The sequence below is a fragment of the Hominimerdicola aceti genome (assembly GCF_025567495.1).
GTDB classification, from domain to species: domain Bacteria; phylum Bacillota; class Clostridia; order Oscillospirales; family Ruminococcaceae; genus Hominimerdicola; species Hominimerdicola aceti.
Map to the genome: position 1 here is coordinate 209,232 of NZ_JAOQJZ010000002.1, position 26,767 is coordinate 235,998.

At 41.3% G+C, this 26,767-nt stretch carries 27 protein-coding genes; 13 read left to right on the plus strand and 14 right to left on the minus strand.

Annotated elements, in window-relative coordinates; all coding sequences use genetic code 11:
* The 4 genes from trpC to trpA are packed head-to-tail and all read left to right on the plus strand — an operon-like array spanning position 1 to position 3,385.
* Positions 1–780, plus strand: a complete 780-nt coding sequence (gene trpC, locus OCV57_RS03135) for an indole-3-glycerol phosphate synthase TrpC (protein ID WP_267300424.1) — start codon at positions 1–3, stop codon at positions 778–780.
* A complete protein-coding gene (locus OCV57_RS03140) occupies positions 781–1,413 on the plus strand; it encodes a phosphoribosylanthranilate isomerase (protein WP_267300425.1) in 633 nt (210 codons plus the stop codon).
* Positions 1,414–2,604, plus strand: coding sequence for a tryptophan synthase subunit beta (gene trpB, locus OCV57_RS03145; RefSeq protein WP_038671769.1), 1,191 nt, complete (start codon positions 1,414–1,416; stop codon positions 2,602–2,604). It abuts the gene before it with no gap.
* Positions 2,594–3,385: a tryptophan synthase subunit alpha gene (trpA, locus tag OCV57_RS03150; RefSeq protein WP_267300426.1), complete on the plus strand. Its 792-nt coding sequence runs from the start codon at positions 2,594–2,596 to the stop codon at positions 3,383–3,385. The genes trpB and trpA overlap by 11 nt, the downstream gene beginning before the upstream one ends.
* A gap of 99 nt (positions 3,386–3,484) precedes the next feature.
* Here trpA and OCV57_RS03155 read toward each other — a convergent pair whose 3' ends face one another.
* Positions 3,485–4,900 (minus strand): ABC transporter substrate-binding protein, encoded by a 1,416-nt coding sequence (locus OCV57_RS03155; protein WP_046440648.1) that lies wholly within the window; start codon positions 4,898–4,900, stop codon positions 3,485–3,487.
* A gap of 249 nt (positions 4,901–5,149) precedes the next feature.
* On the opposite strand from OCV57_RS03155, the gene rnhA reads away from it, so the two are divergent.
* The 4 genes from rnhA (at position 5,150) to mnmA (ending at position 8,396) form a co-directional block, all read left to right on the plus strand.
* On the plus strand, positions 5,150–5,593 hold the full coding sequence (gene rnhA / locus OCV57_RS03160; RefSeq protein WP_117891699.1) for a ribonuclease HI: 444 nt from the start codon (positions 5,150–5,152) through the stop codon (positions 5,591–5,593).
* A gap of 90 nt (positions 5,594–5,683) precedes the next feature.
* Positions 5,684–6,889 carry a cysteine desulfurase NifS gene (gene nifS / locus OCV57_RS03165; RefSeq protein ID WP_022288419.1) on the plus strand — a complete coding sequence of 402 codons (1,206 nt, stop codon included), beginning with the start codon at positions 5,684–5,686 and terminating at the stop codon, positions 6,887–6,889.
* A gap of 12 nt (positions 6,890–6,901) precedes the next feature.
* Positions 6,902–7,333, plus strand: a complete 432-nt coding sequence (gene nifU, locus OCV57_RS03170; RefSeq protein WP_022288418.1) for a Fe-S cluster assembly scaffold protein NifU — start codon at positions 6,902–6,904, stop codon at positions 7,331–7,333.
* Positions 7,326–8,396, plus strand: coding sequence for a tRNA 2-thiouridine(34) synthase MnmA (mnmA, locus tag OCV57_RS03175; RefSeq protein WP_022288417.1), 1,071 nt, complete (start codon positions 7,326–7,328; stop codon positions 8,394–8,396). Before nifU ends, mnmA begins: the two co-directional genes overlap by 8 nt.
* 40 nt (positions 8,397–8,436) lie before the next feature.
* On the opposite strand, the gene OCV57_RS03180 is transcribed toward mnmA, so the two are convergent.
* Positions 8,437–9,267 carry an AraC family ligand binding domain-containing protein gene (locus OCV57_RS03180; protein WP_267300427.1) on the minus strand — a complete coding sequence of 277 codons (831 nt, stop codon included), beginning with the start codon at positions 9,265–9,267 and terminating at the stop codon, positions 8,437–8,439.
* Positions 9,268–9,430: 163 nt separating this feature from the next.
* Here OCV57_RS03180 and OCV57_RS03185 point away from each other — a divergent pair, with 163 nt between their 5' ends.
* The 3 genes from OCV57_RS03185 to yfcE are packed head-to-tail and all read left to right on the plus strand — an operon-like array spanning position 9,431 to position 12,161.
* Positions 9,431–10,432, plus strand: coding sequence for an SGNH/GDSL hydrolase family protein (locus OCV57_RS03185; RefSeq protein ID WP_267300428.1), 1,002 nt, complete (start codon positions 9,431–9,433; stop codon positions 10,430–10,432).
* Between the two features lie 6 nt (positions 10,433–10,438).
* A complete protein-coding gene (locus tag OCV57_RS03190) occupies positions 10,439–11,632 on the plus strand; it encodes a PIN domain-containing protein (RefSeq protein ID WP_267300429.1) in 1,194 nt (397 codons plus the stop codon).
* A 13-nt stretch (positions 11,633–11,645) separates the two neighbouring features.
* Complete coding sequence (gene yfcE, locus OCV57_RS03195) at positions 11,646–12,161, plus strand: phosphodiesterase (RefSeq protein ID WP_195249208.1); 516 nt, start codon at positions 11,646–11,648, stop codon at positions 12,159–12,161.
* A 34-nt stretch (positions 12,162–12,195) separates the two neighbouring features.
* Here yfcE and OCV57_RS03200 read toward each other — a convergent pair whose 3' ends face one another.
* The 11 genes from OCV57_RS03200 to OCV57_RS03250 form a co-directional block, all read right to left on the minus strand.
* A complete protein-coding gene (locus tag OCV57_RS03200; RefSeq protein ID WP_022288412.1) occupies positions 12,196–13,323 on the minus strand; it encodes a DUF4317 domain-containing protein in 1,128 nt (375 codons plus the stop codon).
* 109 nt (positions 13,324–13,432) lie between these two features.
* Positions 13,433–14,830: an oxaloacetate decarboxylase subunit alpha gene (locus OCV57_RS03205; protein WP_022288411.1), complete on the minus strand. Its 1,398-nt coding sequence runs from the start codon at positions 14,828–14,830 to the stop codon at positions 13,433–13,435.
* Between the two features lie 37 nt (positions 14,831–14,867).
* Positions 14,868–15,230 carry a biotin/lipoyl-containing protein gene (locus OCV57_RS03210; protein WP_022288410.1) on the minus strand — a complete coding sequence of 121 codons (363 nt, stop codon included), beginning with the start codon at positions 15,228–15,230 and terminating at the stop codon, positions 14,868–14,870.
* 38 nt (positions 15,231–15,268) lie between these two features.
* Complete coding sequence (locus tag OCV57_RS03215; RefSeq protein ID WP_267300430.1) at positions 15,269–16,651, minus strand: carboxyl transferase domain-containing protein; 1,383 nt, start codon at positions 16,649–16,651, stop codon at positions 15,269–15,271.
* 233 nt (positions 16,652–16,884) lie between these two features.
* The gene (locus tag OCV57_RS03220; RefSeq protein ID WP_117897423.1) at positions 16,885–17,616 is read right to left on the minus strand and encodes a pseudouridine synthase; all 732 of its coding nucleotides are present in this window, start codon (positions 17,614–17,616) and stop codon (positions 16,885–16,887) included.
* A gap of 37 nt (positions 17,617–17,653) precedes the next feature.
* Entirely contained in the window at positions 17,654–18,838 is a 1,185-nt protein-coding gene (locus OCV57_RS03225; protein ID WP_267300431.1) for a D-alanyl-D-alanine carboxypeptidase family protein, read from the minus strand.
* A gap of 24 nt (positions 18,839–18,862) precedes the next feature.
* Complete coding sequence (ytfJ, locus tag OCV57_RS03230) at positions 18,863–19,258, minus strand: GerW family sporulation protein (RefSeq protein WP_022288406.1); 396 nt, start codon at positions 19,256–19,258, stop codon at positions 18,863–18,865.
* Positions 19,259–19,278: 20 nt separating this feature from the next.
* Positions 19,279–20,223 carry a hypothetical protein gene (locus tag OCV57_RS03235; RefSeq protein WP_267300432.1) on the minus strand — a complete coding sequence of 315 codons (945 nt, stop codon included), beginning with the start codon at positions 20,221–20,223 and terminating at the stop codon, positions 19,279–19,281.
* Positions 20,224–20,242: 19 nt separating this feature from the next.
* The gene (gene scpB / locus OCV57_RS03240; RefSeq protein ID WP_046440628.1) at positions 20,243–20,806 is read right to left on the minus strand and encodes an SMC-Scp complex subunit ScpB; all 564 of its coding nucleotides are present in this window, start codon (positions 20,804–20,806) and stop codon (positions 20,243–20,245) included.
* A gap of 20 nt (positions 20,807–20,826) precedes the next feature.
* A complete protein-coding gene (locus OCV57_RS03245) occupies positions 20,827–22,029 on the minus strand; it encodes a segregation and condensation protein A (RefSeq protein WP_138337493.1) in 1,203 nt (400 codons plus the stop codon).
* A gap of 26 nt (positions 22,030–22,055) precedes the next feature.
* Positions 22,056–22,721 carry a site-2 protease family protein gene (locus OCV57_RS03250; protein ID WP_038671741.1) on the minus strand — a complete coding sequence of 222 codons (666 nt, stop codon included), beginning with the start codon at positions 22,719–22,721 and terminating at the stop codon, positions 22,056–22,058.
* Between the two features lie 248 nt (positions 22,722–22,969).
* Here OCV57_RS03250 and rpmB point away from each other — a divergent pair, with 248 nt between their 5' ends.
* Entirely contained in the window at positions 22,970–23,155 is a 186-nt protein-coding gene (gene rpmB / locus OCV57_RS03255) for a 50S ribosomal protein L28 (RefSeq protein ID WP_022288401.1), read from the plus strand.
* 107 nt (positions 23,156–23,262) lie between these two features.
* Here rpmB and OCV57_RS03260 read toward each other — a convergent pair whose 3' ends face one another.
* Positions 23,263–25,533, minus strand: a complete 2,271-nt coding sequence (locus OCV57_RS03260; protein WP_267300433.1) for an LTA synthase family protein — start codon at positions 25,531–25,533, stop codon at positions 23,263–23,265.
* A 427-nt stretch (positions 25,534–25,960) separates the two neighbouring features.
* Here OCV57_RS03260 and OCV57_RS03265 point away from each other — a divergent pair, with 427 nt between their 5' ends.
* Positions 25,961–26,746: an HAD family hydrolase gene (locus tag OCV57_RS03265; protein ID WP_267300434.1), complete on the plus strand. Its 786-nt coding sequence runs from the start codon at positions 25,961–25,963 to the stop codon at positions 26,744–26,746.
* The last annotated feature ends 21 nt before the right edge of the window (positions 26,747–26,767 follow it).

Below are 26,767 nucleotides of genomic sequence, written 5' to 3' on the forward strand. Positions count from 1 at the left end.
ATGATACTTGACAATATCTGCGACAAAAGAAAAGAACAGCTTGAAAGAGATATATCAATAATTTCAAGACAAGATATCAAATACATGGCAGCCGAAAAAGAGTATCAGACAGTTTCATTTTCAAAATCTATCAAGCGTGATACCCTCTCTGTCATAAGCGAGGTCAAGAAAGCTTCTCCGTCAAAGGGACTTATCTGCCCTGATTTTGACCCAGTGAAAACTGCCAGCGAATATGAGAAAAACGGTGCGAACGCTATTTCCTGTCTCACTGAAGAGCATTATTTTCAAGGCTCTGCGGAATATCTCAAAGCTATAAGAGCGGCTGTAAAGCTGCCGATACTCCGCAAGGATTTTATCATCGACGAATATCAGCTCTACGAGGCAAGGGCTATAGGTGCTGATGCAGTGCTGCTTATCTCGGCTATACTCAGCGAGGATCAAATGAAAGAATATTCTGATATCGCTCACGAGCTTGGACTTGAATGTCTTGTAGAGGTGCACAACGAGGAAGAGTATAAAAAGACGCTTGGTTTTAAGCCTGATATGCTTGGCATAAACAACAGAAATCTTTACACTTTTGACGTTGACCTTGAAACCACGGGCAGGCTCAGCAATATAGTAGGCGACCATGCTGTGCTTGTTTCAGAAAGCGGCATAAAAACAAATGCCGATATGAAAAAGGTACGCAGCCTTGGTGCAGACGCTGTGCTTATAGGTGAAACGCTTATGAGAAGCGGCAATATCGCTACAACTCTCCATGAACTGAGAGAGGGCGTATAAATGACAAAAATCAAGATATGTGGTATGCGCCGTGTGGACGATATTCTTTATGTGAACACATACCACCCTGATTATGCTGGCTTTATACTGTCGGAGGGCTTTACACGCACGGTAGACATTGACACATTCTACGATCTTGAACTTCTTCTTAATAAGGAAATCAAACGAGTGGGCGTTTTTGTAAACGAGCCTATAGAGAATATACTGAAAAGCTTTGCACAGAAGCTTGATGTTATCCAGCTTCATGGTGAGGAAAACGCAGAGTATATTGATAAGCTCCGTGAAAACTGCGACTGTGAGATATGGAAAGCCGTTCGTATGAAATGTGCTGATGATATTGCAAAAGCTGACGCACTTCCCGTCCACAAACTGCTTATAGACAGCTTTTCAGCAGGCAGCTACGGCGGAACAGGCAAGCGTGTTGACCTTGATGTGTTCTCCAATGTGAGTATTTCAAAGCCTTTCTTACTTGCAGGTGGACTGAACGAGGATAACATCTGCTATGCTATGGAAAAGGTACAACCTTATGGCGTTGACTTTTCAAGTTCAGTGGAAACCGATGGCTTTAAGGACGAAAACAAGATAAAAAGGATAGTTGAAACTATCAGAAATTATACCGAAAGAAGGATATAAATGAGTAAAATTGGACGATTTGGCGAATTTGGCGGACAATATATTCCTGAAACTGTCATGACTGCTGTTCACGAGCTTGAAAAAGCTTATGATAAATACAAGGACGATCCTGAGTTCAACAAAGAGCTTCAGGAGCTATACCACAATTATGCAGGCAGACCGTCAATGCTTTATTATGCAGAAAAGATGACCAAAGATCTTGGCGGAGCTAAAATATACATCAAACGTGAGGATCTTAATCACACAGGCTCACACAAGATAAACAACGTTTTGGGTCAGATACTTTTGGCAAAGAAAATGGGCAAGAAGCGCATAATCGCTGAGACTGGTGCAGGTCAGCACGGTGTTGCTACCGCTACAGTATGTGCTCTTATGGGTCTTGAATGTGAGGTCTATATGGGCGAAACAGATATGAAAAGACAGTCCCTTAACGTTTACAGAATGAACCTCCTTGGTGCAAAGGTAACTGGCGTTGCAAGCGGTACTGCTACACTGAAAGACGCTATCAATGAGGCTTTCAGAGATTGGGTATCAAATATCGACACAACTTACTACTGCATAGGCTCTGTAATGGGACCTCACCCTTATCCTACAATGGTTAGGGATTTCCAGAAAGTTATCAGTGCTGAAATAAAATCACAGCTTATGGAAAAGGAAGGCAGACTGCCTGACTGTGTTGTTGCCTGTGTAGGCGGCGGCTCAAACGCTATGGGTGCATTCTACAACTTTATCGAAGACAAGTCAGTCAAACTTGTTGGTGCAGAAGCAGCAGGCAGAGGCATTGACACACCTGACCATGCGGCTACAGTTGCAAAGGGTTCACTTGGTATATTCCACGGCATGAAATCGCTTTTCTTGCAGAACGAATACGGTCAAATCGACCCTGTTTACTCAATTTCCGCAGGTCTTGACTACCCAGGTATCGGACCTGAGCACGCATATCTTAACTCTATAGGCAGAGCGCAGTATGTTGACATAACCGATGAAGAAGCAGTTTGTGCTTTTGAGTACCTTTCAAGAACAGAGGGTATAATCCCTGCTATCGAGTCATCACACGCAGTTGCCGCTGCGCTTAAGATTGCTCCTACAATGGATAAGGACTCAATACTTGTCATCAACCTTTCAGGCAGAGGCGACAAGGACGTATACTCAATAGCAAGATACAGGGAGGTCGAGCTCAATGAAGAATAGGATAGACGCTTGCTTTGAAAAGCTTAAAGCAGAAAACAAAAAGGCGCTTGTGACATTTATCACCGCAGGCGATCCTGATATGGACACAACAGAAAAATGCGTTCTTGAAATGTACAAGAACGGCTCTGACATTATCGAGATCGGAGTGCCGTTCTCTGACCCTATCGCAGAGGGTGCGACTATCCAGAAAGCTTCTCTGCGTTCACTCAGTGGTGGAACAAATCTTGACAAGATATTTGACCTTGTGAGAAAGCTCCGCACACAGACTGACAAGCCTATGCTTCTGATGATGTATATAAACACTATCTTCAAGTTCGGTACAGCAAAGTTCTTTGAGCTTTGCAAAGAAACTCAGATAGACGGCGTTATCGTTCCTGATATGCCTTTCGAGGAACGTGAAGAGCTTGAGGGCGAAGCTGAGAAAAATGGTATCTACACTATCTTCCTCGTTGCACCGACTTCACACGAGCGTGTAAAAATGATAGCTGAAAAATCTAAAGGCTTTTTGTATGTTGTATCCTCCCTTGGCGTTACAGGCATGCGCTCTGAGATAACAACAGACTTTAACGAGCTTCTTGCACCTATCAGAAATGAAAACCACTGTCCTTGCTGTATTGGTTTCGGAATTTCAAATCCTGAGCAGGCAAAGAAAATGTCCCAGTACGCTGACGGCGTTATCATGGGAAGTGCTGTTGTTAAAATTGTTGAGGAACACGGTAAAGACGCTCCTGAATATATTGGCAAGTTTATCAAATCCGTTCGTGAAGGCATGGACAACTAAACATAACAATAGCAAAGGCTCTGAGAAATGTATCTCTCAGAGCCATATTTTTTATGCAAAAACAAGACCCCGATAAAATCGAAGTCTTGTAAAGTATTCTTATGAATTTTTCTTATTGAATGCAACAACAGCGTCGTTGATAGTCTTAAGCTCGGCGTCAACAGTTGCGGAGTATGATTCTCTCAGCTCTGTCCATGAGAACTGTTTGCCGTTATCGTCAGCCTTGTTTGTGTATTCATAAAGCTTTCTTGTTACGCAGTTGCCGTCTTCGTTTGCGTTGTCGTCAGACATTGTGGAGGAAATTCCGTAGCCGTAGTCAAACACCTGATTGTACTCAGAAGATGAGCAGTCAACGATCACCTGATACATATCCTCTGTCCAGTTAGGGTTAGCGTTGAGGAATTTCTCCTTGCCATTTTCCTTATATGTTTCATCTGTGTTAGCCATTCTGCAACACTCATACCAGCACTTTACAGCCTCTTTAGCTGTTGAACCTCTTACCCACATATATGCCGTCATATCAGATGTCATGTACTTTTCATCAGTGTTAGGATCAGATGGAACAGGGACCACTCTCCAAGTGTCAGCGTCAGAAGGTCCGTTATTTCCTGTCATAGCCCATGTACCCATGCAGTAGAACAGCAGATTGCCGTCTTTAAGCGCCTGCTTAGCATTGCCAAGCCAGTTGCCGTTTACAAGGTTGTTCTTACCTACCTGATAAAGCAGATCTTCTGCTCTTTCGATATCAGGGTCATTTATATTGTTTGTGAACTTCTCTCCGTCATAGTTTACCATTGTTTTACCGGTCTGCTGAATGACCTGTGTCTGGAACCAACCATTGATACCAAATCTCTCAACATCAGCAGGAGCGTTTGAAACAAACTCCGACATCATGTCATACCAGTTATCCCAATTCCACTCGTTGTTCTGATAAAGTTCATATGGATCGTCAAGACCCTCAGCATCAATGACGTCCTGATCATACATCATAAGCGTGCCGACTGTGAAGCTTATAGGAGCAACATAATGCTTGCCGCCCATAACGAACTTATCAGCCGCTGTTTTCACATCAGCCCACAACGGATCGTCAAAGTTCACAATATCGTCAACCGGCTGATACATATCCTTAAGCACCTGTGCAGGGAAAGCCATCCACTCATACTTGAAGATATCAGGCACATTCTGCTGAGCCATGATAGCACTAGCGAGCTGGTCAAATTTTTCGCTATCAGTTACTCTTGTGTACTCTACTTTACCACCCTTGTTGTTGAAAAGGGTCATCTCAACGGACTTATCCTCGCCCTTTTTCTCGTCAGGGTTAAGGTCATATGTACCCATCCAACGGATAGTTTTCTGAGCGTCGTCAGGGATAGCCTCTATTTCCTGTGTGTCCTCGACCTTAACTTTCTTTACTGTTGATACCTTTGAACTGCTGTCGCCTGTGGAGCCGCAACCTGCAACTGCAAAAACAGATGTAAGCGCTACTGCCAATGCAAGAATCTTCTTGATCTTCATAAAATAATTGACCTCCAAATCAAATGATTGTCTGTCTTAACAACCAATGTTACACTACAATTATAAAGCTTAATGTCCTTTAAGTCAATTCTCATTTTATACAAAGACATTCAAGCCATTTGTATAATTTGAACATTTCAAAAGTAATAAATATTAAAATATTAAACCTTGAAAGGTACTTGAAAAAAAGAGAGAAATGTAGTATAATATGTTTTGCATAATAATCATCACAAAAACGGAGATAAATAAATGAAGAAAATAGAAATTTTCACTGACGGTGCTTGCTCTGGAAATCCTGGACCGGGTGGATATGGTGTTATACTAAGATATAAAGGCAATTCAAAAGAACTTTGGGGCGGTGATCCCTCTACAACCAATAACCGCATGGAGCTAACCGCTGTTATCACTGCTCTTTCAGCACTGAAAGAGCCATGTGAGGTAGAGCTTTACAGCGACTCAAAGTATATAATCGACGCTGTTACAAAAGGCTGGGCAAAAAAATGGCGTGCAAACAACTGGGTGAAATCGGACAAGAAAAAGGCTCTGAACAGTGATCTGTGGGAAAAGCTTCTTGATCTGCTGGAGGTGCATAAGGTCAATTTCAACTGGGTAAAAGGCCATGCGGGACATCCGGAAAACGAACGTTGTGACGAACTTGCAGTCATGGGCTCAAAGAAATTCAGCAGAAGTTAAATTTCTGTTAAATTAACGAAATCACTTGCATTTTGTAGTAAATAAGTATATAATAAAATAGTAAATCTATATATGAAAGGTATGATTTAATTGGAAAAGAGATTTGTCTATGCAGATAACTCAGCTACGACTAGAGTATCTCAGAAAGCTCTTGACGCCGCTCTGCCTTATTTCACTGAGCTATACGGAAATCCGTCAAGTATATATTCTTTGGGAATGGAATGCGCAAAAGCCGTTCTTAAAGCAAGGGAACAGGTCGCAAACGCTCTTGGTGCGAAGGTCAACGAGATCTATTTCACTGCTGGTGGCTCTGAGTCTGACAACTGGGCTATAAGAGGCTGTGCACAGCTTGGAGAAAAAAAGGGCAAGAAGCATATCATCACAACTGCTTTTGAACATCATGCAGTTCTGCACACTTGTCAGTATCTCGAAAAGCTTGGCTTTGAGGTAACATATCTTCCTGTAGGTGACAAAGGTCTTGTTACTGCACAGCAGGTCGAGGACGCTATCCGTGAGGATACCTGCCTTGTTACAATAATGACAGCTAACAACGAGATCGGTACTATACAGCCTATCGCTGAGATCGGCGAAGTTTGCCACAAACATGGCGTATGGTTCCATACTGACGCTGTTCAGGCTGTAGGAAATATTGACATCAATGTTAAAGATATGAACATTGATATGCTCTCACTTTCAGGACATAAGCTCCACGCTCCAAAGGGCGTTGGCGCGCTTTATGTAAAAACAGGCATTAACCTTCCTAACCTTATCTACGGTGGAGCACAGGAGAGAAATAAGCGTGCAGGTACCGAGAACGTACCTTCTATCGTGGCTCTCGGCGTTGCTATCACTGATGCTGTAAAGGATATCCCTGCAAAGAATGAGCGTGTTAGAAAGATGAGAGATAGACTTATCGAGGGTCTGCTCAAGATACCTGAGTCAAGGCTCAATGGTGACACAGAACACAGACTTGCAGGAAATGTAAACATATCTGTTCGTGGAGTAGAGGGCGAGAGCCTGCTGCTTTCACTTGACCTTCAGGGAGTTGCAGCTTCATCAGGCTCAGCCTGCACAAGCGGTTCACTTGACCCTTCACACGTTCTGCTTTCACTTGGTCTGCCACACGAAGTAGCACATGGCTCACTCAGACTTTCTATCAATGACGAGAACACAGAGGAGGACGTTGATTATATTCTTGAGGTTCTTCCACCTATCGTAAAGCACCTGAGAAGTATGTCACCACTTTGGGAAAGAATTTGCAGAACTGAGAATATTCACGACTATACACTTGATTAGGAGGAATAAAAAATGATATACAGCGAAAAGGTAATGGATCATTTCGCGCATCCGAGAAATGTCGGCGAGATTGAAGATGCTGACGGTGTCGGCGAGGTAGGAAACGCCAAGTGCGGAGATATTATGAAAATGTACATCAAGGTCAATGACGGCGTCATAACTGACGTTAAGTTCAAGACTTTTGGTTGCGGTGCGGCTGTTGCTACATCTTCTATCGCTACAGAAATGATAAAGGGTAAAAAGCTTGAAGACGCTTTGAAACTTACAAACAAGGCAGTTGTTGAAGCTCTTGACGGTCTGCCGCCAGCAAAGCTTCACTGCTCTGTTCTTGCGGAGGAAGCAATGAAAGCCGCTGTTTCTGACTACTATAAAAGACAGGGTATAGATCCAACTCCGTTCGTAGGTAAGCAGTCTGCTCCTGATTGTGAGAACTGCAATGGCTGATAAAGTTCTTGTGGCAATGAGCGGCGGCGTTGACAGCTCTGTTTCGGTCAAGCTCCTTCTTGATGAGGGTTATGACGTGGCAGGGGCTACCATGCGGCTCTACAGCAATGAGGACATCGGTCTGGATAAAACAAGAACGTGCTGTTCTCTCAATGATGTAGAGGACGCACGTTTTGTTGCTTTTAAACTAGGCATTGATTTCCATGTATTCAATTTTTCTGATGATTTTAAGCACTATGTTATCGACAATTTTGTTGATACATATCTGGCAGGCGGCACGCCTAACCCGTGTATCGAGTGCAACAAACATCTGAAATTCGCAAAATTCTATGAGCGTGCAAAGCTGCTGGGCTTTGATTATATAGCTACAGGGCATTACGCTGCCAGAGAATATGACGGAAATTCAGGCAGGTGGCTTCTGAAACGCTCACCTGACAGGTCAAAGGATCAAAGTTATGTTCTTTACAGCATGACGCAAGAGCAGTTAGCACACACTCTCTTTCCTGTTGGCGAGATGCACAAGGACAAGATCCGTGATATCGCAGAAGAAAACAAACTTATAAATGCAAACAAGCCTGACTCTCAGGACATCTGCTTTATCCCTGACGGTGATTACGCAGGCTTTATCACAAAACGCTGCGGTGAACAGCAGTCGGGAGATATCGTTCTTTCTGACGGCACAAAGCTTGGTAAACACAAAGGTCTGATACACTATACTATTGGACAGCGAAAGGGCGTAGGCATTTCATATAGCGAACCGCTTTTCGTTGTTACAAAAGATATGGAACATAACAGGCTTATTATGGGAAAGGCTGATGAAGTATACAGTGACAGCCTTGTGGCAGGAGATGTGAACTTTATTCCGTTTGACACCCTCACAGAGCCTATAACCTGCACTGCTCAGACACGTTATCATCAAAAGGACGCTGAATGTACAGTTTCACCAATGAATGATGGCAAGGTACTCGTGACTTTTAAAGAACCTCATAAAGCTATCTCAAAGGGACAGGCAGTGGTTTTCTATGACGGTGAATACGTTATCGGAGGCGGAACTATATTATAAAAAAAGCCCCACGGATCCATTTCCGTGGGGCATCAAATTTTTAATTACCTGCTTTTTTATGAAGAGAACGAAATTCTGCAGGGGAAAGCATTTCATGCTTTTTGAACACCGCACAAAAATAACTGCAATCGTTATAACCTACCTCCGCAGCGATTTCATTGATGTTAAGCTTATCCTCCAATAAAAGCAGCTTTGCCTGCTGTATACGCTTTCTTGCTAAATACTCAAAAGGTCTTAGACTAAGACACTCCTTGAAAAGTCTGCAAAGATACTGCGGTGAAAGGTCAATAAGATCAGCAAGCTCCACAAGTGTAAGTTCTTTTCTGAAATTCTTATCAATATAATCAATTACAGGCTGCAGCTGATTGAGTTTTTGTCCGTCCTGACTACCATTTTGTAGGTTTACGACTCTGTGTAGCTCAATAAGAAACTGATATAGATATGCCGAACACTGGTGACCACAGTAGTAATAATTAGTCTTCATAAGATAAAGTATCTTCTTAAATATGGCATCAACAGCATTGATATCATTTATGTGAAACACTTTAGCCTTCTCAAGCTTGATATGCTTGAGCATTTCAATTGCTTCCCTGCCCTCAAAGGTTACCCAGTGGGTTTCCCATATATCACCAACAGGATAATACTCATGTGGCACAGAAGGCGGCAGATAAAATGCATCCCCCGGCTTTATATCATACTCATGACCATCAAATATAACGTGACCCTGACCACGAGTGCAGTATATTATCTGATGATTAGGATAGCCATCTTCTCTTACAAAATGAAATTCTCTATCTCTCGCACCGATTCCAAGCACATACAAAGGCAGGCTCGTTTCATCGCTGAGGACAGGGTAATAATAGTCAGTCATAATAAATCTCGCTTTCCAAACTGATTTCATATTCTTTTATTATATATTATCACAACACACTAAAAAAGTCAAGAAATTTCAAAAAATATGTTGTACAATTGTCCTGAATGTGGTACAATATATTATATAATAAGGTTAATATACTCATATAGGAGATGATAAGATGTTAAAACAATTAACGGCTTTTTTCACGGCAACCGTTATGGCATGTGCCACACCTCTTGCCTGTAACGCTGAAGTTATAAAGCATGAAGTAAATGTTCCGCCTAATATACTTGTTCTTGGGGATTCAATCGCCGCTGGCTATGGTCTGGAAGGCTACAGCGAAAACAGATATTCTTGTGCGTCTTATGCAAATCTTCTTCACGACCAGTATGACGCTGAGCTTAAAGACGCTGGCGGCTGTAAGCTTGTGAACTCTGCTGTTGTTGGCGACACTTCACAGCAGCTTCTTGACCGCATTAATTCAGGCGAATTTGACGCTGACCTTGCAGACAGCGACGCTGTTATTATATCCATAGGTGGCAATGACATTCTTGGTCTTTTCATAGATTTTTTGATGAACGATCTGGGCATTACTTCTAAAAGCACAATGTCTGATTTGATGGATAAAACCAAGGATATTATTGGCATTGCAATGGATATGAAGGATATGTCTGATGATATGGATAAGGCACTGAAAAATTTTACGAGCACTCTAGATGATATAATTAACGCTGTTGAAGCTAAAAGTAAGGGTGAAATAATCGTTCAGACACTATATGACCCGCTTGATAATTTCACTGCAGCTGCTGTTTTCCAGAGTATGTCGAAGGATAAAATTTCAAAACTTAACAACATTATCAAAGAACACTCCACTGACGAAGATGAAAATGAGAGATACATAGTGGCAGATGTTTTTAGTGAATTCAGCGGTCACGGAAAGGAACTTACCAACATAAATGACTTTGATATACACCCTAATAAAAAAGGTCATGCACTTATTGCTTCTTGTATAGACAAGGCGTTAAGGACAAAAACTTATACCTATGAGGAGATCGTTACTGACAGCAGTGAGAACGATGAAAAAGGCAAAAATGCCATACTTATGACAGCAACTGCGACAGGCGGACTTATTGTTATAATCGCAGCTACGATGCTTATACGACACAAAAAGAAAGGATAGATCAACATGAAAATATATTTGGTAGACTTTGAAAATGTCAAATCCAAAGGACTTCAGGGCATAGACAATTTAACTGAAACTGATACCGTCATAATTTTTTACAGTGAAAATTCCGATACCATTAACTTTGAAATGCACCAGAAAGTTCTTACATCAAAGGCTGATATTGAATACTTCAAGGTAAACGTTGGTGGCAAAAATGCCCTGGATTTTCAGCTTTCAACACTTCTGGGTTATCTGGTAGCCAAGGATACTTATACGAATATTTTTGTTATCAGCAATGACAGAGGTTTTGACTTTCTTCATGATTTCTGGCACGGTAAGTATGTTGATAGCCCAAATGCTATGGTATACAGAACTAGGACAATACAAACCGCTATTAATTTCGCTAATCATAAGGTTAATCCGACCGAAAACAATGAAGATGAAGATGAAGAATCGACTAAACATATAGTCGAAAAAGCAGAGGAAACAGAAGAAACAGCAGAAATTCAGACAGAGTCAGAGATAACTCTTGACGAAGCAGATGAGTCAAACCCTGAGTCTGCGGCTATAGATTATTCTGTTACACTAAACGAAAATATGAATTGTAATACAGAAGAGGTCGAAGAAGAACCAGAAGCCTGTGCACCTGATATTGTCGAAGTAGAAAGTGATCCTGTTGTTGAAACTATCGTCAAAGTGAAAAAGGGTAGAAAAAAGTGTACCACACAAAAAAACAACGATCTCCGAAGCATACTTGCAAACATTTGCAGCGAAGAGCAAATAGAAGAGATCAGCAAACTTATAGCTGAGTCTAACACAAAAGAGGAGCTTCACAACTCTCTTGCAAAGGTATATAAAAAGCAGGCTACAGATTTTTACAAGCTTCTTAGGCCAAGATATCTGCGACTTAAAGGACTACAGGAATCCGATAATACATACACCGCTGATGAAGATAAAACGATGACGGCTCAGAAAACTGAAAAGGTTGTTTACCATGATGTACTATCCGTAAAACTTGATGAGCTACTCGACGGCAAATGCAACAAAGACGAACTGGCGCTTATAAGAGAAGCAGTCATTGACGCCACGACAAAACAGCAGCTTTATATCAGAATGGTAAAAGAGTTCAAAAAGGAAAAAGGCTGCGATATATATAACAAAATAAAGCCAGAGTATGTGTCTTTGCACAAGCTTGCATCTGAGATCATTAAATAAAGGAGTGTAAAATATGAAACTTATGATAGCGTCAGACATTCATGGTTCGGCTTACTGGTGCAAAAAAATGCTTGAAGCCTTTGAGCAAAACGGTGCGGAAAGACTAATTCTTTTGGGTGATATTCTCTATCACGGACCAAGAAACGACCTTCCAAAGGAATATGCACCAAAGCAGGTGATAGCCATGCTCAATCCGCTAAAAGACAAGCTTCTGTGCGTACGTGGTAATTGTGACACAGAAGTCGATCAAATGGTGCTTGACTTCCCTGTTATGGCGGAATATGCTTATATATGCTGTGACAATTTGAGAATATTTGCTACTCACGGACACAAATACAACTGCACAAATCTGCCACCACTTTCAAAGGGCGACATTCTTCTTCACGGTCACACCCATGTACCTGTTATTAAAGACTGCGGCGATTACACCTACATAAATCCGGGTTCAGTATCTATCCCGAAAGAAAATTCAACACACAGCTATCTGATACTGGAAAACGGCAAATTCTCGTTTGGCGAGCTTATATAAAGAAAAGGCAGCGTTGAGCTGCCTTTTTTTGTGCTTATTTTATTGTAGTTTCAAGTCCGTTGACCTCTATCTCAGGGTCATCAAGATTGATTATAAGGCATTTTCTGCCATCGACTATCTGAGTTTTTACCTTGTCAACTGCGTCTTTGCCAATATTTACGGTTATGCTTGGAGCAGAAACTACGGTCCTTTTCTCCACAAGATTTACCGCTGTGAGTGGCTTCCCGCCAGCCGCAGCGTCAAAAACTTTAGGAAGATTATCAAGCTTATCCTGACTAACTCCAGCTTCCCACAGAATGGACGAAAGTTTATGTTCGTCAATTGTCGGTATCTCAGTTTCATGAGCATTTTGGTCAACAAATGTGGAAATCTTGTCATTAACAGTAGTGATAAGGTCATAGTCAAGCTCATCGCCCACAACGCTTGTGAGGATATCCTTGAAAGTTTCCTTTTCGTTCTGACAGGTCATTGAGAACTCACAGCCCAAAAGCTCCTCAACAACAGATGTGTTCGGCTTTTTTGCGTTTTTCGTGTAGTAAAGCACTCCGTTGATATCAGGTGCACGATCATTAAAAAGAGGAAACAAAAAGCCATCGCTTGGAAGCTCAACAATTCTGTCGCATGACTCTTTCTTAGCGATAGAATTGTCCTGTTCATCATACACAAGCCCGTCAATACGCAGATTTACAGGGCAAAGAGCTGTCACTATAAAATTGTAATCTGTGTCAGCTTCGTCCTCAAACTCGTCCATTTTGTTCTTTTTCAGCACAGAATATGTACAATGTGCCATGAAAATGGTATATGTTGACACATACTCCACCTTTTCAACTATTGCGTTGAGAAAATTATCAACCTTTTCTTCGTCAAGAAGCTTGCTTTGCAGTGTTTCATACATGAAAGGCTGTGCCCCACCCTCAAGATATGCGTCCTTTGGAAACGAATATTCCAGCAGATTTTTGCCGATAGAACCGCTGAGCACCTTTTTCAGGTTTATCATTATCAGCTCCGCCTCGTCCTGCGGAATAGTATTGTAAAGCTGATTGGTCTTGCACTTTATGTTCTTTTCTGCATCCACAAATGCGGTAACAACGTGGTTCACGGTGAAAAAGCCACAATCGTCATTAAAATTTTTCTTTATTTCATTTATTTCCTTTTTATTCATATTAGAATCCTCCTGAGAAAGTGTACAATTATTATAGCACAAATGTACAGATTTTTCAAGAGACGTAAACAAAAAAATTCCACAGCCGAAACTGTGGAATTTTATCATATTAAACTGGGTGAACCTTATTCTCAGCGTCTGAGTGCTTACCGTCAACGCCGTACTTTCTATCACGTCTGTCCTTGAAGAACTTAGGTGCAACCTTAGGAAACATTGCATATGTGAGGATATCTTCCTCCTGCTCTGTCCACTCAGCAGCCTCTTTCTTCATTGTTTCAAACTCTGGCTGGAGAAGGTCAGCAGGACGGCAAGTGATAGGCTCTTCGTCGCCAAGAATCTTCTTCTGGAACTCAGGGTCGATAGCAACTGGTGTCTTACCGTACTCGCCCTTAACAAGTCCCTTGAACTCCTTAGTAACTGTCTTGTATCTCTCGCCCATGATTACGTTGAACACAGCCTGTGTACCAACGATCTGTGATGTAGGTGTAACAAGTGGTGGATAACCTGCGTCCTTACGAACCTTTGGAACTTCCTTGAGAACGTCGTCAAGCTGATCCGCCTTGCCTGCCTGCTTCAACTGTGAAAGGAGGTTTGAAAGCATTCCGCCTGGTACCTGATAAAGAAGTGCGTTTGTATTTGTAGCGAGCATTGAAGGGTCAAGCAGACCGTTGTCGATGTACTTCTTTCTGAGTTTCATGAAGTAATCTCTTATCACGTTGAGCTTAACAAGGTCAAGACCTGTGTCATACTCAGTGCCCTTGAATGTAGCAACGATAGACTCAGTTGGCGCATGAGATGTACCAAGAGCAAGTGGTGACATTGCTGTATCAACGCCGTCAACACCAGCCTCAACAGCCTTGAGGATACACATGGAAGCAAGACCTGATGTGTAGTGAGTATGCAACTGGATCGGGATCTTAACTGCTGACTTGAGGTCCTTAACAAGTGTTTCAGCCTCATATGGAGTCAGAAGAGCCGCCATATCCTTGATACAGATAGAATCTGCACCTGCATTCTCGATCTGCTTTGCATAGTTCATGTAATACTCATGAGTAAATACCTCGCCAAGTGTGTACGAGATAGCAACCTGAGCGTGACCATTTTCCTTCTTAGCAGCCTTGATAGCTGTTTCAAGGTTTCTGATATCGTTCAGTGCGTCAAAAATTCTGATGATATCAATACCATTTGCAATAGACTTCTGTACAAAATACTCAACAAGGTCATCAGCATAGTGACGGTAGCCAAGCATATTCTGACCTCTGAAAAGCATCTGGAGCTTTGTGTTAGGCATTTCTTTTCTAAGTATACGAAGTCTTTCCCATGGATCTTCATTTAAGAATCTGATACATGAGTCAAATGTAGCACCGCCCCAACACTCAGCAGAATAAAAACCGATCTTGTCGATCTCAGGGAGTATCTCACGCATATCGTCCATTGACATTCTTGTAGCGAGAAGTGACTGATGAGCGTCACGGAGGACAGTTTCAGTTATTTTAAGCTTTGCCATTTTAAATCGATCCTTTCGTTATTTTTCAGGAATGTTATTAGCCGATAACAGCAAGAACTGCACCAGTCTCAACAGCAGAGCCTTTAGTTGTATTAACGCTCAGTACCTTACCATCGCAAGGGGCGTTTACGTCATTTTCCATTTTCATAGCTTCCAGTACGCAAATAGCCTGACCTGACTTAACAGTGTCGCCTACAGCTACCTTGATGTCAAGGATAGTACCAGGCATTGGAGCTGTTACCTTGGTGCCATCTGCAACAGGTGCAGCGGCTGGAGCTGGAGCAGCAGGAGCGGCTGCAACAGGGGCAGCGGCTACAGGAGCAGCTGCGGCACTTCCGCCAACTTCTTCAACTGCAACGTCATAAGCTTTACCATTTACTGTAATATTATATCTTTTCATCTTAAAAACCACCAATCTTTTTTAATTTGATATGTTTATCACAACTGAATATTGCTGTGCTTCTTAGGCAGTCTGGAAATTCTCTTTCCTGCCATTACCTCGATAGAATCCATAAGTGTCTGTCTGATCTCGTTCTTAGCGATTATGCCGTCAACACAGCCGTTCTTTGCAGCAACAGCGGAAGATGCATTTTCCTTAGCGAACTTATCAGCAAGAGCGTTTCTTGCAGCAGTAAGATCAGAAGCACCCTTCAGCTCATCATGCTGGAGGAACTCAACAGCAGTTACAGGAGCAAGTGCAGAGATAACAGCGGTATCAAGAGCAAATGACAGATCAGCATTTGAACCCTTACCAGCAAGTGCAATAAATGCAGGACCATAAGCCTTGCCTGTAACAACAGCAAGTTTAATAGTAGTAGCCTCAGCGTAAGCGTGGCAAAGCTTTGCCATATCCTTAACAGCGCCGTAAGCCTCAGTATTATCATCAGCCTTAAAGCCCTCTGTATCAACAAAAGTTACAACAGGGATAGCGTAAGCGTCGCAAGTTCTTACAAATCTTGCGATCTTTGAGCAATCAGCAGACGTAAGCTTGTCGCCTGTCTTGTTAGTAGCAACAACGCCAACTGCAGCACCGCCAAGTGTTGCAAGTGCTGTATAAGAAGCCTTGCCATACTCAGCATTAAGCTCAGTTACACTGTCGCCATCGCAAACAGCCTTTGCAATGCCATCAGCGTCATCACCAACAGCCTCAGTTGGATCAGCAAATTCATACATTGGTACTGGTGAAAGGTTGTTCTGTGGAAGTTTTGTAAGTATGCTCTTTGCAGCCTCAACAGCAGACTTATCGTCCTCACAAACAACAGCAGCAGTGCCGTTTTCAGCAGCATTTTCAGCAGAGTTCTTTATGTTTGCGTTTGGTGCAACATAAAGCTCAGCATCCTTTGCGATAACAGTGAAATCAGCAGACTCAGCGAGCATTGCTGCACAGCCTGCACAAGTGCCAGCGACAACAGCTATCTGAGGAACAACACCTGAAAGGTTAGAAGTCCACATAAGCAGTTCACCATAAGCATTGAGAGCCTTTGAACCGTCGCTTACGTCAGCACCATAAGAATCGAATATTCCAACAACAGGAACTCCTGTCTTAGCAGCAAGGTCATAAACCTTTGCTATTTTCTTTGCCTGTGCCTCTGTCAAAGCACCGTCCTTAACAGTCACGTCCTGAGAAAAAGCATATACAGGATTACCCTCAACATAGCCAAAAGCAGTAATAACTCCAGCAAGGGAGTCACCCGCAGCAGCATAAGCGTCAAGCTCTGTAAATTTTCCTTCGTCAAACAAATATGTCAGCCTGTTTCTTGCAGCAGTAGGAGTCTGCGACGCAGCTTTAAGCTCAGCAAGAGTAGAAATTGAATCAGACATACAGTTTCCTCCATTCAAATAATTTTTGTGATAAAATAACGCAAAACTACTGGATTTTATCATATTTATACACTTAATATTATACTATTTTTTTGCCGAATTTACAAGAGTAAATTGACCTATTTCCGCATATTTTACGTTTAGTAGCATAATCAATATCGATACACGCATATTATTAAGCATTTTGCACAATAGCAAAGGGTCTCCTGACAAAGAGAGACCCTCGATAAGCGTTATTTTTTGGTAATAGCATTTCTTAAAGCCCTTAGCTCGTCAGGTTTAAGCTCTCTATACTCACCTGGTTTTAGCATGCCCAGTTTAATCGGACCGATGGCAGTGCGCTTTAGTCTTGCGACTTCAAGTCCCACAGCTTCGCACATTTTTCTTATCTGACGGTTCCTGCCCTCATGGATAGTCATTTGAAGCACAACCCTGCCAGGCTGTTTGTCGAGCACGACAACTGAACACTCCTGCGTCATTTTGCCGTCTATTTCAACTCCCGAAGCAAGCTTTATGAGCTGCTCATCGTTTATGTCAGGTCTTACTGTAACACGATAAGTCTTAGCGACATGCCTTGAAGGGTGCATGATATCATTGGCAAAATTTCCGTCATTTGTGAAAAGCAACAGTCCCTCTGAGTTTTTGTCAAGTCTGCCAATAGGATAAACTCTTTCAGGCACTTTTGTTAGAAGCTCGGTTACGCACTTTCTATCAAGCTCATCGCTCATTGTGGTAACATATCCTCTTGGCTTGTGGAGCATGATATAATAAAGCTGTCTTTTCTTGGCAACATATATTTTTTCCCCATCAAGGGTGATTATATCCTTGCCTGCCAAAGCCTTGTCGCCAAGCTTGCAAGGTCTGCCATTGACCTTTACCCTTCCCTCTGAGATATACTCCTCTGCCTTTCTTCTTGAACAAACACCACTGTCAGACATTATTTTCTGTATACGAATCTTTTCCATATTTTCTCCTTATTTATGTACGGCTCACATTGAGCCGTTATGCAAACAATTTTTTCAGTTTATCTAGATAATAGTGGAATATATCTGGCTTTTCAGGCTCTGCAAGCATCGAATCTTCCACCGCCGTGATATCCGTTCGGGCTATTTCCACATCATTGTAGTAAAACAACGCCAGCCCTATTTTATCTCCACTTTTCACAGGCGCATAAACAAACCTTGGCAGATATATCTTTGTCTTGACTTTGTAAGCCCTGTCGTTCAAAAGCACCGCACTTGCATGCCCTACCTTACATTTCACACTGTCGCTCACTCCGCCAACAACTGCAACATCAAAACCACTTTTATCCAGTGGAAGCTTTTGTTTAGATACAAAATCAAAGCAATAATCATAGAGCTTTGAGTGATCATTCCAATCATCAGGAGCATTCAAGGTAACGCATATAAGCTCTTTATTCTTTCTGTCACAGGCTGAAACAAGACATCTCCTCGCCTTGTCCGTAAACCCCGTTTTTACGCCCACAATACCCTCACAACTTTTGAGCAGCTTATTTGTGTTCATTAGCCAGCGGTCATACGGTGGGTTTCCATAGCACAACTCAACCTTTTCAAGGTGGCATATAGCCCTGAAATCTTCATTTTTCATTGCTTCCGCTGCAAGCTTTGCCATATCCGCTGCAGTGGAATAATGCTCATCTGTATCATCATCAAGCCCTGACGGCGTTACAAAATGAGTATCATTAAGCTCCAATTGTTCAGCCTTTTTGTTCATAAGCTGAACGAACTTGCCGATACTTCCTGCCACTCTTACCGCAGCAGCATTTGCAGCGTCATTTCCGCTTGGAAGAAGCATGCCACAGCATAGATCGCGTAGAGTGACTTTGTCACCATCTTGAAGACCCATGGACGAGCCTTCGACCTTTATAGCTTCGCTGTCTACCACGAACTGCTTGTCAAGATCTTCACCACTTTCAAGCACAAGAAGCACAGACATTATTTTGGTAGTGCTTGCCATCGGACGCCTTTCATAGGCGTTTTTCTCGAACAGCACATCACCTGTTTCACCGTCTATAACTATAGAACTCTTTGCGGATATCTCACTAAGATCGTCAGCACTGACATTCATACAGCAAAAGCACATCATCATGACCGTACAAATAAATACCGTCACGCATTTCAAACAAACCACACCCTTAAAATCAATTTCAAGGATTAGTTTGCTCACTTACACTTTTAAAATTCAGTAAAATTATTCCTCGTCTTCGTCCTCGTCGTCAGACTTTTTGCCAAGAAAATCTGTTATCTTATCTATTACCTCAGGTACCATATTTATGATAGCGTTTTCCTTTGTCGCATTCATTGAAAGCTGTAAAAGCTTTGCTTCACCCTTGTAAACAGCGATAAAAGCGATAGGTTGGATAGTTACTCCTCCGCCTGAGCCACCGCCGAACGTTTCCTTTGTGCTTTTTGTTGGCAAGTCGGATCCACCCGACGCAAAGCCCACTGATATCTTTGAAACTGGGATTATAGTAGTACCATCTGCGGTAACGATAGGCTTGCCCACAACAGTTTCGCAGTCTGCCATTTCACGGACCTTGTCCATTGCAGTTTTAACAAGTCCCTCGATCTTTGTACTTTCGCTCATTTTTCTCAACCTTTCGTATTTCAATTTGTTGCTTTAACTTCATTCTTCTTAGCCGCAAGCTCTTTACTGCGACGCTTGGCAGCACGCTTTTTCTTACGTCTGCCTGAAAGATATATTTTAAGAAAATTAACACCCGTGCAAAACCCTATTGCTATCAAAGTGCTTGGTCTTACCCTGACTAAGGTATGAACGTCATATCCGAACTTTTTTTCATCAAAAATGCAGTTCACATCAGCTTTTTTAAGCTTTACTGTAAAAACACCCGCAAGTATTGCAATGGTATTGAAAAGCCCTGCCTGCACCTTGCCGTATAGCATAGCCGCTTCGTAAGCGTCCTCTTTTCCAACGTCAAGAACTATCCTTGTGTCTGTAAAGCGTATAGCTTTCAGAAGCTTTTTGAAATATTTCCAGCCCATTGGAATATAAGGCTTCACCTTTTTATACTGCGCTTTCAGCTCATAGAACTTGCTTTTTTTCTTTTCTTTAGATTTGGAAACCGGATTCTTTTCACCCTTATCCTTTTTATGAAAAAGCTTTCCGGCAAAGCCCTTTTTCTCCTGCTTCACAGTTATTTTCTCGGGTTTGTCCTCTGCACCAGTCACGCTGACATTTTCATCTGCTTCATTCTTTTCTATTTTTTCAGGCTTAGCTTCAATAATTTGCTCGGACACTTCTCCTGTTTTATCAGGCGTATCATCAGTCTGTGGGACAGGTAAGCTTTCTTCAATATTGTCCTCAAACTCCTCAAAATCATCAAAACTATCCTCAGGCAGTTCAGCTTTTTTTGATCTTTTCTGTTTTTTCTTCTTAGGCTTTCGTGGATAAATGTCAAAAAACATATACCGTACTCTAAGATCAAAGCCTTTTTTATTCAGATCTATCTGTGCCGTAATGGAAAAATGCAGCAGGATAACAATAACCGCTATAATACCAAGCAGTATCCATAAAACAATTATCGTTATCATCTCCCCTCACGGTCATACTTTATTCTTCCGTATCATTCTCTTTTGTTATCTCATCAATGGTTATCTGCTCCTGCTTATCAGGGATAGGCGGCAGATCGTCCAGGCTTGACAGCCTGAAACAACGGAGAAAATTGTCCGTCGTCTTGTATGCAATAGGTCTGCCAGGCAGGTCAAGTCTGCCAGCCTCAGCAAGCAAGCCCTTGTCCACCAGTGAATTTACAACTCCCGAGGAGTCAACTCCCCTGACGTGTTCGACAAAGCCTTTTGTTACAGGCTGATTGTATGCGACTATTGTCAGCGCCTCCATTGCCGCAGGGCTAAGAACAGAGTTTTTCTTTATCTCCAAAGCCGCCTTTATGAATGTCGCAAGCTCTTCTTTTGTGGCAAGCTGATATGACCCATTAAGGCTCAGAAGCGTAATTCCGCTTTCAGCCTTGCTGTATTTATCCGCCAAAGAGCCAAGAGCTTCCTCAAGCTGATCTTTGACAATACCAACTGCCTCACATAGCTTCTCGCTCTCCACAGGCTCTCCGCTTGCAAAAAGCACAGCCTCGACGGCTGCCTGTATATTTGAATGTTCCATAGATTATCCCTTTTCTTATTTTATCCGTAGCACCAGAAATTATTGTCTCCGTCATCGCCCACAGGTGAATATCCCCAATAATATCTTCTTTTTGCCCAATAGTTCGGCTTGAATACAGTATCAGGGGTGATATCCTTAAGCTGTTCTAAGAGCTTAATTTCCTCCATAGCGGCTTCAACAGGCTGTTCAGGCTCTGTCTTCGCCAAAACAGGCTCGGTATATACATCAACACTGTCTATCTTTTCAGATATCTTCTCCATTTCAGCCATAACCTCCTCAGCTGACTTCACAGGAGCATACGCCGCAATGACTTCACCTGATATGCGCTCGGATTTTGCAGATATATACCGCTTTGACTGAGAAGCTTCTTCACGCTCTGCGTCAACATCTGCAACTTCTTCTATCTCATCTGCAGGCTCATCGTCAAGTATATTTTCTATAGGCTCAGGCTCGGGGACAGCTTCTGTCGTTTCGCTTTCGATAACAACAGGCTTATCGAAGTCGGACTCGACTTTTCCGTTCTTTGAAGCCTTGTTGAAAAAAATCTTTGAGTTATCGTCATTGAGAAATATCCTGCCAGACTTTGTAAGCTCCAATATAGCAAGAAAAGTAGCGACTTTCTCGCTTTTCTCCGTCATGCCGTCATAAAGGTCGCCCATATCGCATTCACCATGCTTATAAAGTCTTTTAAGGACATGGATTATCTTCGATGTGACCGATACTATCTTATGTGAAACTATCGGCTCGAACATCTTCGCTTTCAGCGGAACGCTCTCACGGGCTTTCTTTGATATGCCCATATAAGCGTCATAAAGGCACTGAGGGTCATGCTCACGGGTATAGGTCTTGTTTACAGGAAGCTTTATCGCCGTCCTTATAAAAACAAGGTCGCCAACGTAAACTTCACGGAGAGTCTGTGCCGCCTGTTTGCACAGAGAATACTCGATGATCCTGCCTTCAAGCTCTTTTTTAAGCTCTTTTGACTCCTCGTCATGAGGCAGAAGCGAACAGGTCTTTATGTATATAAGGCGTGCCGCCATTTCAAGAAAATCAGCGGCATCCTCATAATCCTCGTGGTCAAGATCATTGATATAGTCCATATACTGTTCAAGGAGCAAGGATATCTCAATATCGTAAATATTCAGTTTGTGCTTGCTGATAAGGTGAAGAAGCAAGTCAAGCGGTCCTTCAAACATATCCAGCTTGAACTGAGCAGCACTCATTTACGTTTTTCCTTTCATGAACAGTTTTATTTCAAAAATATCGCTTTTAGTATAGGGTCAACCCAGAACGTAAGTTTATCCATTATCCAGAACATACCATTTTGCAACCAACCTATAGGCGTATCAAGAACGCCTGTTACAACAAGTATCATAAATGCAATAGCGATATAGTTCTGATACTGCGCCATAAAGCGATCTACCTTACTGCTTGTAAAGTAAGAAAGTATCTTCTGACCATCAAGCGGCGGGATAGGTATAAGGTTGAACACTGCAAGTCCCACGTTTATAGCTGTAAAATAATATAATATAAGCGACACATAGTAAAGAGCTATAGAATAATGCACTATATAAAGAACATAGAAAAGCTTATAAAGAACTATTCCGATAAGTCCCATTATGATATTTGAGATAGGACCTGCGGCTGCCGTGAGTGCCATGCCCTTCCTGTAATTCTTAAACCTGATAGGGTTTACCTGAACAGGTTTACCCCAACCAAAACCTATGAAGAATATGCACAATGCACCAATAGGGTCAAGATGTGCAAGAGGGTTAAGGGAAAGTCTACCCTGATAACGAGGGGTATCATCCCCAAGCTTTGTTGCCGCCCATGCGTGAGCGTACTCATGGATAGGTATACACATGAAAATTACGATGAGCTTTGCACCGTAATCAAGAATTTTCTGCGGATCCATATTTTCATGACCTCCTGTCATTTCAAAACAAAATTACACAAACCACAAGTGTAATTATACACTATTTTCAATGAAATTTCAAGGCATTTTGTCTTTATTTTTAATCGAAAACTATAAATATATACGATTTTACGGAAATTTCAAAAAAAATCTCAAAAAGCTCTTGCAATTTCTTTTCAGTTATGCTATAATATTTAATATTGTGAATAATAGTATTGCATTTTTAAGGGTAAAGGAGGTGCAGCGTAATGGCAAAATGCGAGATCTGCGGTAAGGGCGTTACTTTTGGTATCAAGGTATCACACTCACACAGAAGAACAAACAGAACTTGGAAGCCAAATGTAAAGAGAGTTAAAGCTGTTGTAAACGGCACTCCTTGTCACATTTACGCTTGCTCAAGATGCCTGCGTTCAGGTAAGGTAGAAAGAGCTTAATGCTTGAATATTCCAAAAAATCGACTAGCTTCGCTAGTCTTTTTTTTATGCTTTTTAAGATACAACAAAAAAACGGAGCCGAGTGTCATACTCTGCTCCGATTTTTATTATGCAGCGTGTCTGCCAAATGTTCTCTTATTCTCAGGCGGTGCAAAAACAGAATTATCACCTGACGATGAATTGTCACTGTTCATATTGTTGTTACTGAAACCGTGGTCGGTCTTATATATCATATCATAGTAGATTATAGCATTGGAAATGTTAATTCGCTCCTCGGCATAATTTGAATAGTTACTGATATAATCCTCGTCCACAACACCATCGTTTATTCGTGCGTTACAAGAATCCTGACAGTACGTTTCATTCACAGTGGTCTTGAACAGACCCTGATTGTCGTCCATATACACTGGGTTAGGATCATCTTTATATACTTGATTGCATGACACCGCCGTTGCCACATTTTTGTAATCCGTAAGATCAAAATATGTGTTTTTCTGGCTATCATAGTAAACAGTATCTGTTACAAAATTGCCGTTTGGGAAGATAACAACATTTTCCTCGTTATCAGCAACAGAAAAGATATCATGACCAAGTGCATAGACATTTGAGAAGCCAAACATATTTCCAAGTGTTGGCTGAACGTCATACATACCCATTATCTGCTTGACCTCTGTAGGCTCATATCCGCCGTCTTTCGACCATATTATGAACGGCACTTTTCTGTTAAGATTGTAGTAGAAATCGTCAACAGGAACATAGCCCTCGTCATCCTCAGTAAGAACAGAATCAGTAAATGGATTATAGTTGAAATATCGGTCATACTCCTCTGCCTTTATTTTTGCGTCATGGTCACCATAAATAACAACTACAGTGTTATCAAGAAGTCCTGCATTATCAAGTTCTGTCATGAACTGACCGATAGCCTGATCTGCATAGTGAACAGACTTAAAATAAGATCCAAGCTTTGTACCCTCAAGGAACGGTGCAGATTTTTCCTCATACATCCCGTCCTCTTCGTTGTACATCTTATACTTGAAATCTACCTCATAGTCGCTCACACGCTCAATGTCAGTAAACGGCGTATGGTTTGTGAGCATAAGGAACGCACCATACCACTTATCATGCTCCTTGTTTATCTTATCGATCTTTGGAACTGCCTGTCTGAAGAACGATTTGTCTGACAGACCAAGACCAATAGTTTCATCAATGTTAAAATCTTTGTTATAGTTAAAGAAATCATCATAACCAAGGGAATGATGCAGATTAAGTCTGTTCCAGTAAGAGCCGTTGTTGCCGTGCATACTGAAAGTATAATAGCCCTTCTTCTTAAGCATTTTCTGGGTAGTTGTGTAATCTCTGTCCCAATAGTTGATGGCAACTGTACCGCTTGAAGCTGGCATAAGTGAAGAAGCAAAGGTAAACTCGCTATCTGAGCTTGTTCCCACGCTCTCTTGAGCGTAGAAATTTGAGAAATAAAGACCCTCTCTCGCAAGCTTATTCATATTAGGTGTAAGCTCTTCTCCGTTTATATATGTATCCATACAGAATTGCTGAAAACTTTCAGCATGGATAACTATAATGTTCTTACCCTTGAAAATATTTGTGTACTTGTTACTCTTTTCGGAAGTTTCTTCAGTCTTTGACTTATCGTCATAGAACTTATTAAAAACCTCCTCGCTTTCCTCGTAACCAAACATCATATTTATTTTCGCATGAGTGCAGGAAATAACATCGCTGAACTGATATGTATAAAGACCAAAAGTGCCAAGAACATATTCTCTGTTCCACTGCTTAGCAAGTCTTGAATAATCAGTGCCGGTAAGTGTTGAGCAAAATATTCCTGCAAGACCTATGGAAACACAAAATGTTCCAAGAGCATATCCACGGCGCTTTCTCTTTTCCTTGACCTCGGTGATATAATCTCTTGTACGCCTTTTAAGAAGTATGTACACAACTATGATCACAGGGATATCCCACAGGAAAATAAGATCCTTTGGTTCCATGATGTTCTCAGTAACAGCGTCCATTACTCCGCCGAGCTGTGAAGCTGTTGAAATAAGCGACACTGAGATAAACGACTTATAATTTGTATAGTATATAGAATTTGCCGTACAAAGAATAGAAAAAATTATGGTGAGTACAAGCAAATATACAAATTGCTTTCTTGGCTTTTTAAACACATATGAAATTAGAGCAAGCAACAGTATAACTGCTATATCAGCCATGAGCGGTTTTATCTGGCTGTAATTAAACTTAACAGTAAATGCTCTAAGAAGAAATCCATTCAGAACAGATGCAAATACAAATGTTAGAAACAAGATGTTATCCTTCAGATATCCGCCTATTCCGCTGCGGATCTTTGTTATGACCTTATTCATTTATATCTCCTTTTCAATTTACTTTATTCAGTCGCAAAGAATATTGTATAATTTTTTCTGATAAAAGTCAAGCATATTAAAACCTTTTCAGTGAAATACACAAAACTTTCCTCAAACAAGCCAACTAATTTAAGGGCAATATTCCTTGAACAAAGTATATTTTACTCCCATTGAACCTTAATGTCAACAAATTAAGCTGAAATTTCAGCTATTTTTCACTTTTGTAATAATCGCGTAAAACAATTTACATTTTATGTATATTCAAATAATTTAACTGTACAATAATCTCAATGTGCTTTTGTTTATATGGAATAAATATATTAAAATCGACAAAGTTTTTTGTCAAAAATCAAAAATAATTGAAAATAGTATAGAAATACATTATAATATGAATGTCTGAGCATAACAATGATCACGGAGGAAAACAATGATAAAACTTATTGCAACTGACATGGATGGCACTTTGCTTGACGATAACAAGCAGCTTCCCAAAAATTTTGACAACATAGTAAAACGGCTGTTTAATAAAAATATCAGATTTGTTATTTCAAGTGGCAGAAGCTACTGCACGCTAAAAAAACAGTTTTCTGAATATCTTGACGACATGACATTTATTTGCGACAATGGTGCATATGTTGTTGATAAAGGAAAACTTCTTTCGGTTTCAGTGTTGCCAAAGGATACCGTTAAAGAAGCTGTTAGATTTTGCGACAAATTAGGACTTACAGTCCTTCTTTGCGGAAAAAATGGCACATGGCATAACTCAAGAAATGATAGTCAGCACCAAGAAATAGCTTCATACTATGTAAATCAAGTAAAGATGGATGATCTCACCCTTGTTGACGATGATATTTTCAAGATAGCCGTTTTTGAAGAAAGCGGCATTGAAAATGACGGCTACTGCAAGCTCGAAGAACGCTTCGGCGAAAATTTCAACGTGCAGCTTTCAGGTAAATACTGGACGGATATAATGAATAAAGGTGTAACAAAAGGCACTGCACTGCGAACCATAGAAAACCGCATTGGAGTACGATACGAAGAAACCATGGCTTTCGGCGATTATCTTAACGATGTTGATATGCTCAACAATTCTTACTACAGCTTTGCAATGTCAAATGCTCATGAGTCTATTAAAAAGGTAGCAAATTTCATGACAGGCTCAAACAATGACAACAGCGTTATGAAAGAAATCGAAAAACACTGCCTTGCATAAATAAAACATAAACAAAGCGAT

Bases quoted from the DNA above. Each gene is read 5' to 3' on its own strand.
- trpC (WP_267300424.1), top strand. From the start codon at position 1: ATGATACTTGACAATATCTGCGACAAAAGAAAAGAACAGCTTGAAAGA.
- OCV57_RS03140 (WP_267300425.1), top strand. From the start codon at position 781: ATGACAAAAATCAAGATATGTGGTATGCGCCGTGTGGACGATATTCTT.
- trpB (WP_038671769.1), top strand. From the start codon at position 1,414: ATGAGTAAAATTGGACGATTTGGCGAATTTGGCGGACAATATATTCCT.
- trpA (WP_267300426.1), top strand. From the start codon at position 2,594: ATGAAGAATAGGATAGACGCTTGCTTTGAAAAGCTTAAAGCAGAAAAC.
- OCV57_RS03155 (WP_046440648.1), bottom strand. From the start codon at position 4,900: ATGAAGATCAAGAAGATTCTTGCATTGGCAGTAGCGCTTACATCTGTT.
- rnhA (WP_117891699.1), top strand. From the start codon at position 5,150: ATGAAGAAAATAGAAATTTTCACTGACGGTGCTTGCTCTGGAAATCCT.
- nifU (WP_022288418.1), top strand. From the start codon at position 6,902: ATGATATACAGCGAAAAGGTAATGGATCATTTCGCGCATCCGAGAAAT.
- mnmA (WP_022288417.1), top strand. From the start codon at position 7,326: ATGGCTGATAAAGTTCTTGTGGCAATGAGCGGCGGCGTTGACAGCTCT.
- OCV57_RS03180 (WP_267300427.1), bottom strand. From the start codon at position 9,267: ATGACTGACTATTATTACCCTGTCCTCAGCGATGAAACGAGCCTGCCT.
- OCV57_RS03185 (WP_267300428.1), top strand. From the start codon at position 9,431: ATGTTAAAACAATTAACGGCTTTTTTCACGGCAACCGTTATGGCATGT.
- OCV57_RS03190 (WP_267300429.1), top strand. From the start codon at position 10,439: ATGAAAATATATTTGGTAGACTTTGAAAATGTCAAATCCAAAGGACTT.
- yfcE (WP_195249208.1), top strand. From the start codon at position 11,646: ATGAAACTTATGATAGCGTCAGACATTCATGGTTCGGCTTACTGGTGC.
- OCV57_RS03200 (WP_022288412.1), bottom strand. From the start codon at position 13,323: ATGAATAAAAAGGAAATAAATGAAATAAAGAAAAATTTTAATGACGAT.
- OCV57_RS03205 (WP_022288411.1), bottom strand. From the start codon at position 14,830: ATGGCAAAGCTTAAAATAACTGAAACTGTCCTCCGTGACGCTCATCAG.
- OCV57_RS03210 (WP_022288410.1), bottom strand. From the start codon at position 15,230: ATGAAAAGATATAATATTACAGTAAATGGTAAAGCTTATGACGTTGCA.
- OCV57_RS03215 (WP_267300430.1), bottom strand. From the start codon at position 16,651: ATGTCTGATTCAATTTCTACTCTTGCTGAGCTTAAAGCTGCGTCGCAG.
- OCV57_RS03220 (WP_117897423.1), bottom strand. From the start codon at position 17,616: ATGGAAAAGATTCGTATACAGAAAATAATGTCTGACAGTGGTGTTTGT.
- ytfJ (WP_022288406.1), bottom strand. From the start codon at position 19,258: ATGAGCGAAAGTACAAAGATCGAGGGACTTGTTAAAACTGCAATGGAC.
- OCV57_RS03235 (WP_267300432.1), bottom strand. From the start codon at position 20,223: ATGATAACGATAATTGTTTTATGGATACTGCTTGGTATTATAGCGGTT.
- scpB (WP_046440628.1), bottom strand. From the start codon at position 20,806: ATGGAACATTCAAATATACAGGCAGCCGTCGAGGCTGTGCTTTTTGCA.
- OCV57_RS03245 (WP_138337493.1), bottom strand. From the start codon at position 22,029: ATGAGTGCTGCTCAGTTCAAGCTGGATATGTTTGAAGGACCGCTTGAC.
- OCV57_RS03250 (WP_038671741.1), bottom strand. From the start codon at position 22,721: ATGGATCCGCAGAAAATTCTTGATTACGGTGCAAAGCTCATCGTAATT.
- rpmB (WP_022288401.1), top strand. From the start codon at position 22,970: ATGGCAAAATGCGAGATCTGCGGTAAGGGCGTTACTTTTGGTATCAAG.
- OCV57_RS03260 (WP_267300433.1), bottom strand. From the start codon at position 25,533: ATGAATAAGGTCATAACAAAGATCCGCAGCGGAATAGGCGGATATCTG.
- OCV57_RS03265 (WP_267300434.1), top strand. From the start codon at position 25,961: ATGATAAAACTTATTGCAACTGACATGGATGGCACTTTGCTTGACGAT.